The following is a 14,462-nucleotide window of genomic DNA, read 5'->3' on the forward strand; positions in this document are numbered from 1 at the left end:
CTGCCAGCGCCCGATTCCGTTTCACTCGGCGGCATGCCCCGGCAACCGATTTCCTTTTCAACGACCGCGCCGTCCCGCCAGAAAGACGGCAACAATGTCGCGGCTGCGCTGGATCAGCAGCTGCCGAGTCTGTTGCATGGTGTCTTTCAGGGACATGGGACCGCAAGGCAGACTGAAAGCGGCGGTAATGCCGCCTTCATAGACTTGGGTATAGTCTTCGTGCAGTGAGCCGGCCAATGCGATCAGCGGCACCTGATGTTTTTGGGTCAGGGCGGCGATGCCGGCAATCGTCTTGCCACGCAAGGTCTGCGCATCCAGTCGACCCTCGCCGGTAATGACCAGGTCCGCCTGTTGCACATGTTCGTCCAAGCCGGCATATTCGGCCACCACTTCTACGCCCGGCTTGAAGGTCGCCTCCAGGTAGGCCAGCGCCGCAAAGCCAAGGCCGCCGGCAGCGCCGGCACCGGGTTGCTCCCGCACATCGTGACCGGTTGCTTTTGCGGTCATATCGGCAAAGTGGCTCAGTGCAGCGTCCAGAAACCGGACGTCGTCCGGGCTGGCGCCTTTTTGCGGCCCGAAAATGGCAGAAGCGCCATGCTCGCCACATAGGGGATTGTTCACATCGGAGGCGATCAACCATTCCGTGTCGGCAACACGCGGATCCAGGTCGGACAGATCTATGGATGCCAGGTCGTAAAGGGCAGCAGGCCCTTGTGCCAACGGCTGACCTGCCTTGTCCAGCAACCGTATGCCCAGCGCATTCAGCAATCCGGCGCCGCCATCGTTGGTGGCGGAACCGCCCAGGCCCAGTACGATGCGGCGCGCCCCTTGATCCAGGGCGGCGCAGACCAGTTGGCCCACGCCATAGGTGCTGGCGCGACGCACATCGCGTTGATCTTCTGCAATCTGTTCAAGACCCGCGGCGCTGGCCATCTCGATCACTGCAGTATTGTCTTGCAGCATGATCCACGCCGCAGAAGTGGGCTCGCCAAGGGCATTCACGGTTTCCAGCGTCTGCCGGGAGGCGCCGGTGCTGCTCGCAATGGCTTCGACGGTCCCTTCGCCGCCATCGGCCATGGGCATCAGAACCAGCGTCGCATCGGGCGCCACTTTTTTGATGCCATCGGCAATGGCCTGGGCGACCCCGGACGAAGACAGGCTCTCTTTGAATGAGTCCGGGGCAATAACGATATAAAGTGGTTCACTCATCAAGAAAATCGTCCATGCGAAGCAGTTTCATGCTGTTGGTTGCGCCGATAACGCCGTAGTGATCTCCTTGTAGGAGCAGCACCCAGTCGCCACGGCTTAATGGTTGATACTTGAGCAGCTGTGCCACGGCGGCGCGCGCCACGTCGGTTTTTTCCACTGCCGCAGGGTTAAAGTCAACGGGATAGACGCCGCGAAAAATGGCGACCCGGTTGCGCGTGCTATCGTGCGGCGTAAGGCAATAAATGGGCACGCCGGAACGGATGCGCGACATGATCAGCGGCGTATGGCCACTTTCACTCAAGGAGATAATGGCGCGCACCTGCTGAAAATGGTTTGCCGCATACATGGCGGACAGCGCGACGGTTTCATCAAATTGCGTAAACGTTTCGCCCACACGATGCCGCGACTGGGTAGTGGTCGGGTGTTTTTCGGCGCCCACGCAAATGCGCGCCATGGCCTTGACCGTTTCCACCGGGTACAGGCCCGATGCGCTTTCGCCTGAAAGCATGACCGCATCGGTGTAGTCCAGTACGGCATTGGCAACATCAGAAACTTCAGCGCGGGTTGGAAACGGATGATTGATCATCGATTCCATCATTTGCGTTGCGGTAATGACGAACTTGTTCAGCGTCCTGGCATGGCGAATAATATTTTTCTGTATACCGACCAGTTCGGCATCGCCCACTTCCACGCCCAGGTCGCCGCGGGCGACCATCACGCCGTCACTGGCGGAGATCAGCTCATCAAGCGCCTGGTCATCGGCCACGGCCTCGGCCCGCTCAATTTTTGCGATGATCCAGGCCGAACTGCCGGCTTCCTGGACCAGGCGCCTGGCTTCATGCATATCCCGACCGTAGCGCGGAAACGATACAGCAATAAAATCCACGCCAATCTCGGCGGCCAGTAGGATATCGGCCTTGTCTTTTTCAGTCAGGCTCGGTGCAGACAATCCGCCGCCTCGCCGGTTAATGCCCTTGTTATTTGAGAGTTCCCCGCCTGATGTCACCGTGGTGTATACATTCTGTCCTTCTATCCGTACCACCTCAAGTACGATCCTGCCATCGTCAAGCAGCAGTTCGTCGCCCGGCCTGCAATCAGTAACGAGCTCGGGATAGTCGATGCCAACGATTTGCGCATTGCCTTTTTCATACGGGTAATCGTTGGACAGGATAAATTCCTGGCCTTGCTCGAGCATGACTTTCTGGTTTTCGAAACGTGCAATCCGGATCTTGGGCCCTTGCAGGTCGCCCAGAATCGCAATATGCACATCCAGTTTGGATTCGAGCTTTCGAATGATTTTGGCGCGTTCGCGATGGTCTTGCGCCTCGCCGTGGGAAAAATTGAAGCGGGCAACGTTCATGCCCGCCAGAATCATGGCTTCGATCTGGGCTTCGGACGTGGTGGCCGGGCCCAGTGTGGCGACAATCTTGGTACGACGTCTGGTGCTGGTCTGCGTGGTCATGTAGGCGGTTCCTGTGGCGAACTCAACGGCGGGGCAGCCGTTATGTTATATGTGATAAACGTGCTGAAGATCAGCGCAGGCCAGTGCCGGCTGCTGTCATATTCTTTCTTTCAATCAACTCAATCTTGTATCCGTCAGGATCCTGCACAAAAGCAATGACAGTGGTGCCGCCTTTGACCGGGCCGGCTTCACGTGTCACATTGCCACCAGCCTTCTTGACGGCTTCACAGGCCGCGTAGGCATCAGGAACGCCAATGGCGATGTGGCCGTATGCGTCGCCCATATCGTATTGGGAAACGCCATGGTTGTATGTCAACTCAAGCTCGGCTTGATGAGGATTGGCTTCAAAGCCCAGGAAGGCCAGACTGTATTTGTATTCGGGGTTTTCGGAGCGTCGCAGCAGTTTCATACCGATTACATTTGTGTAGAATTCAATGGATCGTTCCAGGTCGCCGACGCGTAACATGGTGTGCAGAAATTGCATGTTGTCCTCGTAATAATAATGGGGTATTTGCGTCTCGCAGACGCGAGTTTCTATCATACACGATCGTCATGCGCGCATTGGTCCGTCTTGTTGGTTTGGCGGCTTGTTCGAACGTGAAAGCGGCAATGCCGTGCAAGGAACGCACAGGGCCGCGGGCAAGGGCATCACGGTAAATGTGCGACGTTGCGCCTCAGGTTTCGAGAACGGGCAGGGACGACATGTCGGTTGTTTTCAGTTTCTGCATGGCCGGCTCGTATCCCGGCAAAATGATGCCGACCTGCTCCCAGAAGCGTGCACTGTGGTTCATTTGCTTCAGGTGCGCAAGTTCATGCGCAATGACATAGTCAATGACATCCGCAGAAAAATGAATGAGTCGCCAGTTCAGCCGGATGCTGCCGTTACTGCTGCACGAACCCCAGCGTGCGCGTGCGCGTGACAGCCGCCATCTTTGAAACTGCAAACCCGCATTGGCGGCAAGCAGGTGAATGCGTTGGTCGAAATAATGCAGAGCCTGGTTGCGCAGCCAATCGGCAGCGGCGGCACGACGAAGTTCGGCTGTAGCATCAGCCGGCAATGCCAGCCAGAGCGTATCTGTCGCGGTGGGTTCAAGGGCATTGCCGTCAAAGCGAGGCTGGCGCAAGCTGCTGTCAATGTCAACTGAAATAGTCATGCCAAGATATGGCAAACGCGTGCAGGCAAGCCAGGACTGCTGGGCCTGATCGGCTGTGGCGTTACGTTGCCGCCAGAAATCCAGCTTCTTGCAGATCCATGCCGATTTTTCCAGCACGGCCTCATCAATCTGCTTAAGTGTTACCCAATAGGGTGCCGTTACGCGCAGCCCGTCGCTGTCGATCATAAAGCCAATACTTCGACGCCTGCTGCGTATCAGCGTAAAAGTGATCAGCCCCTGCATGGTAGCCACATTGCGCAGACGCGCATCCTCGGGCTGATGGGCAGGGGGTGTCAGGAACAGTTCAGACTGCAACATCATGATAGCGTTCAGGGTTGAGCACGCGCATCTCCCCTTCAATCCAGGCGCGCACTTCCTTCATCACTTCTTCAGCGGTTTTGCCTGCCGGCTCGATGGGCGGACCAAACGAAATGGTTACTACGCCGGGTTTTTTGGTAAAGGGTTTTTTGGGCCAGCACTCGCCGGCGTTATGTGCGACCGGAATGATCGGTGTATTGGCATGCACGGCCAGTCGCGTACCGCCAAGCTTGTAGGTGCCGGCCTGTCCGGGCGGGATGCGTGTCCCTTCGGGAAAGAGCACCGGAGAGCGGCCTTCGGCCAGGCGTTGCGTGCCGATTTCCATGACTTGCTGCACGGCATTTTTTCCTTTCTGTCGATCAATGGCGATATTGCGCAGGCTGGCCAGGCCCCAGCCAAAGAAAGGAATGTAATTGAGTTCTTTTTTGTAGACAAAGCAGGCCGGGCGACGCAGGAACCAGGCAAAAAACATGGTTTCATAGGTCGACTGGTGTTTGCTCAGATAGATCACGGGCGCATCGGGAACATGATGCAGGCCTTTGACCTGGTAGCGAATGCCCACCAGTATCTTGGCCGCCCATATCACCATGCGCGGCCAGCCTGCGGTGTAGCGATAGCGCCAGCTAAAAGGCAGGGGCAGCACCAGCGCACAGCCCACGGCGTAAGGCACGACAGTGACGGCCTGGAAAAGCAGGAAAAGGGCAGAGCGCAAAAAAAGCATGATCAGGATTCCGTAAGCCAGCATTCGACCACATCGGCCAGGGTAGGCCGGATTTGTATAGACTCGGGCAGGCCGGGGTCGTTCCGGGTCTTCTGTCCGTTGCCGGTTTCCACCAGCCAGGTACGGCAACCGGCCTCATGGGCGGCAAGCACGTCCCTGAGCGAGTCGCCGACGCACACGACTTCATGTGCAGGCGTGTCATAGCGCTTGAGTATATCCAGAAACATGCCGGGCAACGGCTTGCGGCATGAGCATCCGGCATCCGGCAGGTGCGGGCACATAAAAATGGCATCGATATGACCACCATGCACCGCCAGTTGCTGTTGCATTTTCTGGTGAATGGCGGTCAGGTCATCCGGTGTGAACAGCCCGCGTCCCAGCCCGGACTGGTTGGTGGCCACGACCACTTTCCAGCCGGCCCGGCAAAGACGCGCGATGGCCTCCAGGCTGCCTGGAAGGGCGATCCACTCGTCGGCAGATTTAATGAAATCGGGGCTGTCTTCGTTGATGACGCCGTCGCGGTCAAGAATAGCCAGCTTCATTGGGCCAGCCTTGAAATGTCGGCCACCAGATTCATGGTGGCATGCAATCGCGATAACAGAGCCAGGCGATTGCTGCGCACTACCGGGTCGTCGGCCATCACCATTACATGTGTGAAAAAATCGTCGACCGCGCCGCGCGTTTGCGCCACTGCCGCCAGGCTTTTTTCAAATTGCCCCTGGGCGGCATCGACCCGGGCTGTTTTTTCGATGGCGCACAACGCTTCGTACAGGGCTTTTTCAGCCGGCTCTGTAAAGCAGGGCGGATCAATGGCCGGCAGCTCACCCTCTGTTTTCTTCAGCAGGTTGCCGATACGTTTGTTGGCAGCAGCCAGGCTGGCGGCTTCAGGCAGCTGGGCAAATGCGGTGACCGCCCTGATCCTGGCGGTAATTTCCTGCAGCGGGGGCTGCACGGCGATCACCGCGTCCACGACCGATTTGGCGTAGTCGCCGCTAAGCTGATTGCGATAGCGCTCATAAATATAGATCAGTACTTCATCGGCCGTGTCCGAATGCAACGTGCCCGCACTGAACGTGCTCATGGCAAACGCCAGCAGCGCAGGCAGATTCAGGCCCTTTACGTTTTCTGAAGTGCTGCTCAGATAGCCCCCGGCGGCAAGCTGTTCCACTGCGCTGATGATTCCCAGTGCGGCGCGACGCAGCCCGAACGGGTCGCGTTCGCCCGAAGGCTGCAGGCCGATGCCCCAGATCCCGACCAGCGTTTCAATGCGCTCGGCAATGAACAGGATGGCCGATATCAGGTTATCGTCATTGACGGGAATATCGAACCGGGTGCGGTACTGGCTGTTAAGCGCCTGGACCACTTCGGCGGGCTCACCATCGGCTTGGGCGTAATAGGCGCCCATGATGCCTTGCAATTCGGGGAACTCTCCAACCATATTGGATGTCAGGTCGGCCTTGGCCAGCTGTGCTGCGCGATCGGCCAGGGCAACATTGGCGTTCAGATCTTCGGCCAGGCGCGAACTGATGCGGCGCAGGCGCTCGATGCGGTCATGTTGCGAACCGAGCTTGTTGTGATAGACGATGTTGTCCAGTTGGGCGACACGCGAAGCCAGCGGCAGCTTTCTGTCGGTGTCGAAAAAGAATTCCGCGTCGGCCAGGCGTGGGCGGATTACGCGTTCGTTGCCCTGGATAATATGATGCGGGTCGCTCACGTGCATATTGCTGACGATCAGGAACTTGTGAATGAGCTTGCCGCTGGTCGGATCGAACAGGGGAAAATACTTCTGATTCAGGCGCATCGTCAGAATCAGGCATTCCTGCGGCACAGCCAGGAACTTCTCATCGAATTGCCCGACATAGACGGTCGGATGTTCGACGAGGGCGGTCACCTCGTCCAGCAGCGGCGTGACCTCGGCTTCTTCTCCCAGCGAGGCGCCCAACGTTTTTGCGGATTCGTCAAGCTGCTGGCGGATGGCAGCGCGGCGCGCTTCGAAAGAGGCGACGACACGGCCCTTGTCGGCCAGTGTGGTTGCATAGTCGTTGGCATGGGCCAGTGCGATGGGGCCGTCGCTCATGAAGCGGTGGCCGTGTGTAGTGTTACCGGCTTCGATACCCAGAATCGTGACGGGCAACACGGTGCTGCCGTGCAGCACAACCAGGCCATGCACTGGCCGCACAAAACGCACGCTGGTCTGGCCGTCGGCTAATTGGTAACGCATGACTTTTGGAATGGGCAAGTCTGCCAGCGCCGATTCAATAGCGGCTTGCAGCACGTTTTGCAATTGCACACCGGCAGCGGTGCCGTGGGCAACCAGATATTCCTGCTTGCCATCGGACTCGCGGGCAAGCTCGGCCACACTCAGGTGCGACAGATTTTTCGCCGCCAGTTTTTTCTGCAGGGCGGGCGTGGCCTGGCCGTTTTGATCCAGGCCGACTTTGACCGGCATGAGCTTTTCGGAAAATGACTGGTCGGCGGCGACCGCCAGTACGCTACTGAGCTGCGCTGCCAGCCGGCGCGGGGTCGCATAGCATTGGGTCACATTGTTCGGACCCAGCAAATGGTGTTTTGCCAGGGATTGCGTCAGGCTATCGGCAAATACCTGGCCCAGTTTTTGCAGGGCACGGGGCGGCAATTCTTCGGTAAACAGTTCAACAAGTAAGGGCGAATTCATGATACTGCCTTGTTATTCTTGAGCATGGGAAAGCCAAGCTGCTCGCGTGAATCATAGTAAGCCTGGGCAACCTTGCGCGACAAATTGCGGATGCGGCCGATATACGCGGCCCGTTCGGTCACGCTGATGGCGCCGCGCGCATCCAGCATATTGAACGTATGGGCTGCCTTCAGGACCGATTCATACGCGGGCAGGGCCAGCGGAATTTCGACCAGCCGGGCCGCTTCCCTTTCGTAGTCGTTGAAATGGCTGAACAGCATGTCCGTATTGGCGTACTCAAAATTATAGGTGGACTGCTCCACCTCGTTCTGGTGGAACACGTCGCGATAAAGCACTTTCTCGCCGTTGGGTCGCGCAGTCCAGACCAGGTCATAGACGCTTTCCACATTTTGTAAATACATGGCCAGGCGTTCCAGCCCGTACGTAATTTCGCCCAGAGTCGAGGGACAGTCCAGTCCGCCGACCTGCTGGAAATAAGTAAATTGCGTCACTTCCATGCCGTTGAGCCAGACTTCCCAGCCCAGGCCCCAGGCGCCAAGTGTCGGATTTTCCCAGTCGTCCTCGACAAAACGGATGTCGTGTTCCTGCGGGTTGATGCCCAATGCTTTCAGGGAGCCGATATACAAATCCAGAATATCCGGTGGCGCCGGCTTCAGGACAACCTGATATTGATAGTAATGTTGCAGACGGTTCGGGTTTTCGCCATAACGGCCGTCCTTGGGACGGCGCGACGGCTGCACATAGGCGGCGTGCCACGGCTCAGGTCCGATGGCGCGCAGGAAAGTGGCGGTATGCGAGGTGCCCGCGCCCACTTCCATATCGTAGGGTTGCAGCAGCGCGCAACCTTGGGTATCCCAGTATTCCTGGAGTTTCAGGATAATCTGCTGAAAAGTTAGCATGAAGGACTCAAGATAATTAGAAAAAGCTGAATCGTCGATTTTAACGGATTTGCTGCAGCATTCGGCTGTTTCTTGCGAGATGGCGGCCATCTGGACGGATTTTGCGCGTGGAATGAATTAAAGTTCTGGTATCCCGAAATTGGCAGTCTGGAGATCTCATGTCTGAATTAATCAAGTCTGAAATACGTGGTCGCATCCTTATCCTGACGATCAACCGTCCCGAGGCGCGCAATGCGATCACCTATGACACGTCATTTGCGCTGGCTGATGCGCTGGGCCGGCTTGATGCCGATGACAACCTGACAGTCGGTATTTTACGCGGTGAAGGCAATACCTTCTGTTCTGGCATGGACCTGAAGGAATTCGCGCGTACCCAACGCAGGGCGGTGGTCCCGGGGCGGGGCCTGGGTGGGCTGGCAGAGGCGCCGCCTGCCAAACCGCTGATTGCCGCTGTCGAAGGCTACGCGCTGGCCGGCGGGTTTGAGCTGGTGCTGGCCTGCGATCTGATTGTGGCCGCCAATAACGCCAGTTTCGGGCTGCCTGAAGTCAAGCGCGGCCTGGTGCCAGGATCAGGCGGCATGTTGCGCCTGCCGCGCCGCCTGCCTTATCACGTCGCCATGGAAGCGCTACTGACCGGCGATATGATTGCCGCCAAACGCGCCCACGAGCTCGGTTTGGTCAACGATCTGGTGGAACCCGGCACTGCACTGGAAGCTGCGTTAAAATTGGCAGACAAGATCGCCGCCAATGGTCCGCTGGCGGTTCGCACGGCCAAGCAGATCGTGGCAGAATCCCAGGACTGGCGCACCAACGATATGTTTGCCTTGCAGAACCCGCGCATGGCCCATATTTTTTCATCGGAAGATGCCAAGGAAGGCGCCACTGCCTTCGCCGAAAAACGTCCTCCCGTCTGGAAGGGCAGGTAATTTTTACTAGACAATATATACTCATGACAACTGTAATCAAACAAGATGATCTGATCCAGTCTATTGCAGATGCAATTCAGTTCATCAGCTACTATCACCCGGCCGACTATATACAGCATCTGGCGCGTGCCTACGAGCGTGAGCAAAGTGCGGCGGCCAAGGACGCCATTGCGCAGATCCTGACCAACTCGCGCATGTGTGCCGAGGGCAAGCGTCCTATCTGCCAGGACACGGGCATTGTGAATGTATTCCTCAAAGTGGGCATGGACGTGCGTTTCGACCTGTCCTGTACGCTGCAGCAGGCCTGTGACGAAGGCGTACGCCGTGGTTACCTGGACCCGGACAACAAACTGCGTGCCTCGGTACTGTCGGACCCGATTTTCGAACGTAAAAATACCAAGGACAACACGCCCTGTATTTTGCATGTGGAATTGGTGCCGGGCAATACGGTCGATGTGCAGGTCGCTTCCAAGGGCGGCGGCTCAGAAAATAAAACCAAGTTTGCCATGCTCAACCCGAGCGACTCTATCGTGGATTGGGTATTGAAAACCGTGCCACTGATGGGGGCAGGGTGGTGCCCGCCAGGTATGCTGGGCATCGGCGTTGGCGGCACAGCCGAAAAAGCCATGTTGATGGCCAAGCAGTCGCTGATGGAAGACATCGACATGTACGAGCTCTTGCAGCGTGGGCCGCAGAACAAGCTGGAAGAGCTGCGGATCGAACTGTATGAAAAAGTGAATGCTTTGGGTATTGGCGCCCAGGGCCTGGGCGGGCTGACCACTGTGCTGGATATTAAGATCAATACCTATCCGACTCATGCGGCCTCCAAACCCATCGCCATGATTCCCAACTGTGCCGCGACTCGTCACGTGCATTTTGTCCTGGACGGATCGGGCGTGGCGAATCTGACGCCGCCTTCACTGTCCGACTGGCCAGATGTGCACTGGGCTCCGGATTACAATGCGTCCAAACAGGTGAATCTGGATACGCTGACCAAAGAGGAAGTGGCCAGTTGGAAGCCAGGCCAGACGTTGTTGTTGAATGGGAAAATGCTCACTGGCCGCGATGCGGCGCACAAGCGCATTCAGGACATGCTGGCAAAAGGCGAGCCGCTGCCTGTCGATTTCACCAACCGCGTCATCTATTATGTCGGTCCCGTCGATCCGGTGCGGGATGAAGTGGTGGGGCCCGCCGGCCCAACCACGGCCACCCGCATGGACAAGTTCACGGACATGATGCTGGAGAAAACCGGCCTGATCGCGATGATCGGCAAAGCCGAGCGCGGCCCGGTGGCGGTCGATTCAATCAAGAATCATCGCTCCGCCTACCTGATGGCCGTGGGCGGATCAGCTTATCTGGTGTCCAAAGCCATTCGCAGCGCCAAAGTGGTCGGATTCGAAGACCTGGGCATGGAAGCGATTTACGAGTTTGATGTCAAGGATATGCCCGTGACCGTTGCCGTCGATTCTACTGGCACCTCGGTGCACAAGACCGGGCCGCGCGAGTGGCAGGCAAAAATCGGTATTATTCCGGTACCTGCTTGATGGATTGAAGATTTGTTCAGGTAAAAAACGGCCTGCAGCCTGGCGCTGCGGGCCGTTTTTGCTTTTGGTAGATTGGCTTCTATTGGCAAACAAAAAGGGCGCCAAGACCAGATAAGTGGCCTCGGCATATAGCAGTTCAAAGCCAGAGCGGGGCTATCGTTAATGCACCAGCCCCCGTTCTTGCAACCAATCCTGGATCAGCCCTGATATCTGCTCCGAATTGGTGTCCATCATCAGCATGTGGCTGTTGCCGTGGATTCCTAGCGCCGGCAGATCCAGCAGGTCACCATGGCCGCCGGCCCCGTTCAATGCGGCACGGAAACGCTCTTGTCTCTCCTTGATGCTCTTCCAGAATGGGTAGTCCTGAATGTAGTCGCCCCACACCCATAGCATCGGCACGTCACGCAAGGGTGTCAGATCCGTTTTATCGGGATCTGGCGAGCCGCTGGGTTCGACCAGCACCATAGCCTTGACTTTGTCTGGGTACTTTAGCGCAGATGTAAGCGCAAAATTGCCACCCTGACTATGTACAACAATCACGCAGGGACATGCCTCTTGCACATACTGGTCATAGGCTCGCTGCGTGCGTTCGTCGTTTGTCGCCCAGCGCGGTATGCTTTGCTTGGTGAACTGGTCGAAATCGGCGATGGGAAACAGGGTGCCGGGGATTGCCTGCCGTGCTTGCGGATCGCTCGCATAGGTCTTGCCAATGCGGAATAACTCCCAGGCTTCCTTTTTCGTGCGGAACACGGGCTCGCCCTCAAAAATTTCAGGATAGCGTGCCCAAGACGCACGACCGCGTTCGACCGCATCGCTCACATATACACTCCAGCCGTCGCGCAGAAAATCCATTTCCCATCCTGGCTTGCCGTCTGGTTTGGTTTCATACGTCGTACCCGACAGACCACCGCCGTGCCACAGCAACATGGGCACACTGGCGCGCGGATCTTCCAGGATGGTGTAACGCGTGTACATTTGCCCGGCGACAAAATCGCCATTGGGATCCAGCGTCACAGGGGGAGAGCCCGGACTGTATACCATTTTCTTGGTTGGCAGGCCTTTTAACGTGATCTGTTCGCCACCGATGTGATAGCTGCCGACTTCCTTAACGTTTATCCCGCCAGTTTGTGCGCATCCGGCCAATAATGTGATGGCGGAAAGCGCCAACGTTGCATTTCGCATAGCAATGCCCATGTCATCTCCTCTTGCGGCTTATCCCGGTTGAGCGCTTATTGCGCCAGGCACTCGGCCGCTTTTCGAGTGCACCTGGGGTCTTTTGTTTATTCCTGGCCATTATACGGGGTGGTTCATGTATTACGGAACAGAGGAAGTCGCTACGGACCAGACCATCACGACTGATGGCGGGGCCACTTGATCGCCTTGCGTGAAGACTCTTCTTTCACGATTCTGCTATAAACCGATGGATGATCTGATCCTCAAGGCCAAGCGCCTGACAGACAAGGCCGAGCGGATCAAGTTTTACAAAGAAGTGCAGAAGGTCTTTCATGAACAAATACCCATGTCTCCAATGGCAACGGCCGTGGACAATGTGCCCATGCGCAAAAATGTCGCCGGCTTTTGGGTCAATCCCTTTGGCAAATACCAGTTCTTTGGCGTCAGCCTGAAGTGACCGTATTTTTTTATCAGCGCAAGGAGAATCATATGGTTACACAATTGTGCCCGGAGAATGTTCGCTCCACCCCCGGAGCTGTGGGTATTTCCTAATTGTTTCTATATTGGCTGCTCTGTAACCTTGCGCTGTTCAAGTCAGCCCCCGCAGCATTGCGGCACGGGGCTGGCTTTTTACCTTATTTTCAAAGGAACTGTAATGAAGATTAATGCGACACGCATGATTCTGACAGCCCTGCTCGGTGGACTTGCGACAACAGCACAGGCGGCAGGCACACTGGTCTATTGCTCAGAAGGCAGCCCGGCCGGTTTTGATACAGCACAATATAGCGCAGGTACCGATTTTGATGTCTCTGCCGAAACGGTATACAACGGACTGGTGGGGTTTGAGCGGGGCTCGACAGAAGTGATTCCTGCATTGGCCGAAAAATGGGACATTTCCGAAGATGGCCTGGAGTACACCTTTCACCTGCGTCCAGGCGTCAAGTTTCAGACATCGCGCTTTTTCACCCCCTCGCGCGGGCTGACCGCAGATGACGTGGTGTACACCTTCGAACGAATGATGAGCAGGGACCATCCGTTTCGCAAGGCCTATCCGACAGAGTTCCCATACTTTACCGATATGGGCATGGACAAGAATCTGAAGTCGGTGGAAAAAGTGGACGACCATACGGTCAAGTTCACGCTGAACGAAGTGGATGCCGCGTTTGTGCAGAATATGGCCATGCCGTTTGCCGTGATTCTGTCCAAAGAATATATGGAAAAGTTGCTCGCCGACGGCAAACCGGAGCTGATCAACCAGCAGCCGCTGGGCACCGGCCCGTTCGTGTTTGAACGCTACCAGAAAGACGCCCAAATTCGCTACAAAGCCAACAAAGACTATTGGGACAAGGCAGAAGGCCCGCTCGTGGATAATCTGATCTTCGCCATCACCAAAGATCCTTCTGTGCGCGCCCAGAAGCTTAAGGCCAACGAGTGCCAGCTGGCTTCGTATCCCTTGCCAGCCGATGTTGACCGCCTCAAGCAGGATCCCAATCTGAAAGTGCAGTCCAATCCAGGCTTTAACGTAGGTTTCATTTACTACAACACTGAAAAAGAGCAATTAAAGAAACCCGAGGTGCGCATCGCGCTGGACATGGCCATTAATAAACCGGCCATTATCAAGGCGGTCTATGGTGGGCAGGGTGTGCTGGCCGATGGTCCCATGCCGTCAAGCCAATGGTCTTATGACGACACCATCAAGAGCCGTCCAACCGATGTGGCGAAAGCCAAGGAACTGCTGGCCGAAGCCGGCTACCCCGACGGGTTCGATATGGGGCTGTGGTCTTTGCCAGTGGTGCGTCCCTATAACCCGAACGGCCGCCTGATGGCTGAAATGATTCAGTCGGACTGGGCCAAAATCGGTGTCAAGGTCAGAATCAGTACCTATGAATGGGGCGAATACCTTAAGCGCGCCAAACAAGGTACGCATGACGCCATTATGGTGGGCTGGACCGGCGATAACGGTGACCCGGACAATTGGCTGGGAAATCTGCTGTCGTGTAACTCGGTCGGTGGCGTCAACTATTCACGCTTTTGTCATAAACCATTTGACGAGCTGGTGGTCAAGGCCAAGCGAGTAACCGATAAGCAGGAGCGCACCCAGCTGTACAAGGAAGCCCAGAAAATCTTCCATGAACAGATGCCCATGTCTCCTATCGGTACATCAATTGTGAACGTTCCGATGAACAAAAAAGTCGAAGGCTTCAAAATCAGTCCTTTCGGCCTCTTTCAGTTCTATGGCGTCAGTCTGAAGTAACGATTTCGACTATTGTAGGAGCCAAAACGAAGGCTGCCCCCACAGGGTGGCTTTCGCTTTGTCATATGTTTTTTCAGGGCACGTGCAATAAACCGGCCATATCTCAATCTCATATGGCCTGAGTGTCC

13 protein-coding genes are annotated in these 14,462 nt (G+C 56.5%); 4 read left to right on the plus strand and 9 right to left on the minus strand.

The window, feature by feature from the left end; translation table 11 throughout:
- Positions 1 to 57: 57 nt before the first annotated feature.
- From CAP48_RS08290 to glyQ, 8 genes are all read right to left on the minus strand, one after another.
- Positions 58 to 1,209, minus strand: coding sequence for a glycerate kinase (locus CAP48_RS08290; RefSeq protein WP_100695511.1), 1,152 nt, complete (start codon positions 1,207 to 1,209; stop codon positions 58 to 60).
- Positions 1,202 to 2,671 (minus strand): pyruvate kinase, encoded by a 1,470-nt coding sequence (pyk, locus tag CAP48_RS08295; protein WP_100695512.1) that lies wholly within the window; start codon positions 2,669 to 2,671, stop codon positions 1,202 to 1,204. Before pyk ends, CAP48_RS08290 begins: the two co-directional genes overlap by 8 nt.
- Positions 2,672 to 2,741: 70 nt before the next feature.
- Positions 2,742 to 3,155 carry a lactoylglutathione lyase gene (gene gloA / locus CAP48_RS08300; protein ID WP_100695513.1) on the minus strand — a complete coding sequence of 138 codons (414 nt, stop codon included), beginning with the start codon at positions 3,153 to 3,155 and terminating at the stop codon, positions 2,742 to 2,744.
- A 190-nt stretch (positions 3,156 to 3,345) separates the two neighbouring features.
- On the minus strand, positions 3,346 to 4,146 hold the full coding sequence (locus tag CAP48_RS08305) for a M48 family metallopeptidase (RefSeq protein ID WP_100695514.1): 801 nt from the start codon (positions 4,144 to 4,146) through the stop codon (positions 3,346 to 3,348).
- A complete protein-coding gene (locus tag CAP48_RS08310) occupies positions 4,130 to 4,864 on the minus strand; it encodes a 1-acyl-sn-glycerol-3-phosphate acyltransferase (protein WP_100695515.1) in 735 nt (244 codons plus the stop codon). Before CAP48_RS08310 ends, CAP48_RS08305 begins: the two co-directional genes overlap by 17 nt.
- 2 nt (positions 4,865 to 4,866) lie before the next feature.
- A complete protein-coding gene (gene gmhB, locus CAP48_RS08315; RefSeq protein ID WP_100695516.1) occupies positions 4,867 to 5,406 on the minus strand; it encodes a D-glycero-beta-D-manno-heptose 1,7-bisphosphate 7-phosphatase in 540 nt (179 codons plus the stop codon).
- Entirely contained in the window at positions 5,403 to 7,538 is a 2,136-nt protein-coding gene (gene glyS / locus CAP48_RS08320) for a glycine--tRNA ligase subunit beta (RefSeq protein ID WP_100695517.1), read from the minus strand. Before glyS ends, gmhB begins: the two co-directional genes overlap by 4 nt.
- Positions 7,535 to 8,437: a glycine--tRNA ligase subunit alpha gene (gene glyQ / locus CAP48_RS08325; RefSeq protein ID WP_100696722.1), complete on the minus strand. Its 903-nt coding sequence runs from the start codon at positions 8,435 to 8,437 to the stop codon at positions 7,535 to 7,537. The genes glyS and glyQ overlap by 4 nt, the downstream gene beginning before the upstream one ends.
- 158 nt (positions 8,438 to 8,595) lie before the next feature.
- Between glyQ and CAP48_RS08330 the strand changes: the two genes are divergently transcribed.
- Both CAP48_RS08330 and CAP48_RS08335 read left to right on the plus strand, forming a co-directional pair.
- On the plus strand, positions 8,596 to 9,363 hold the full coding sequence (locus CAP48_RS08330) for a crotonase/enoyl-CoA hydratase family protein (protein WP_100695518.1): 768 nt from the start codon (positions 8,596 to 8,598) through the stop codon (positions 9,361 to 9,363).
- Positions 9,364 to 9,386: 23 nt separating this feature from the next.
- Complete coding sequence (locus CAP48_RS08335) at positions 9,387 to 10,907, plus strand: fumarate hydratase (protein ID WP_100695519.1); 1,521 nt, start codon at positions 9,387 to 9,389, stop codon at positions 10,905 to 10,907.
- A 159-nt stretch (positions 10,908 to 11,066) separates the two neighbouring features.
- On the opposite strand, the gene CAP48_RS08340 is transcribed toward CAP48_RS08335, so the two are convergent.
- Positions 11,067 to 12,101 (minus strand): alpha/beta fold hydrolase, encoded by a 1,035-nt coding sequence (locus CAP48_RS08340; protein ID WP_100695520.1) that lies wholly within the window; start codon positions 12,099 to 12,101, stop codon positions 11,067 to 11,069.
- Positions 12,102 to 12,327: 226 nt separating this feature from the next.
- On the opposite strand from CAP48_RS08340, the gene CAP48_RS08345 reads away from it, so the two are divergent.
- Together CAP48_RS08345 and CAP48_RS08350 are read left to right on the plus strand one after the other, a co-directional pair.
- Positions 12,328 to 12,537, plus strand: a complete 210-nt coding sequence (locus tag CAP48_RS08345; RefSeq protein WP_100695521.1) for a hypothetical protein — start codon at positions 12,328 to 12,330, stop codon at positions 12,535 to 12,537.
- A 198-nt stretch (positions 12,538 to 12,735) separates the two neighbouring features.
- Positions 12,736 to 14,334, plus strand: coding sequence for an ABC transporter substrate-binding protein (locus CAP48_RS08350; RefSeq protein WP_100695522.1), 1,599 nt, complete (start codon positions 12,736 to 12,738; stop codon positions 14,332 to 14,334).
- Positions 14,335 to 14,462: the final 128 nt, after the last annotated feature.

The sequence above is a fragment of the Advenella sp. S44 genome (assembly GCF_002810445.1).
Taxonomy (GTDB): domain Bacteria; phylum Pseudomonadota; class Gammaproteobacteria; order Burkholderiales; family Burkholderiaceae_B; genus Advenella.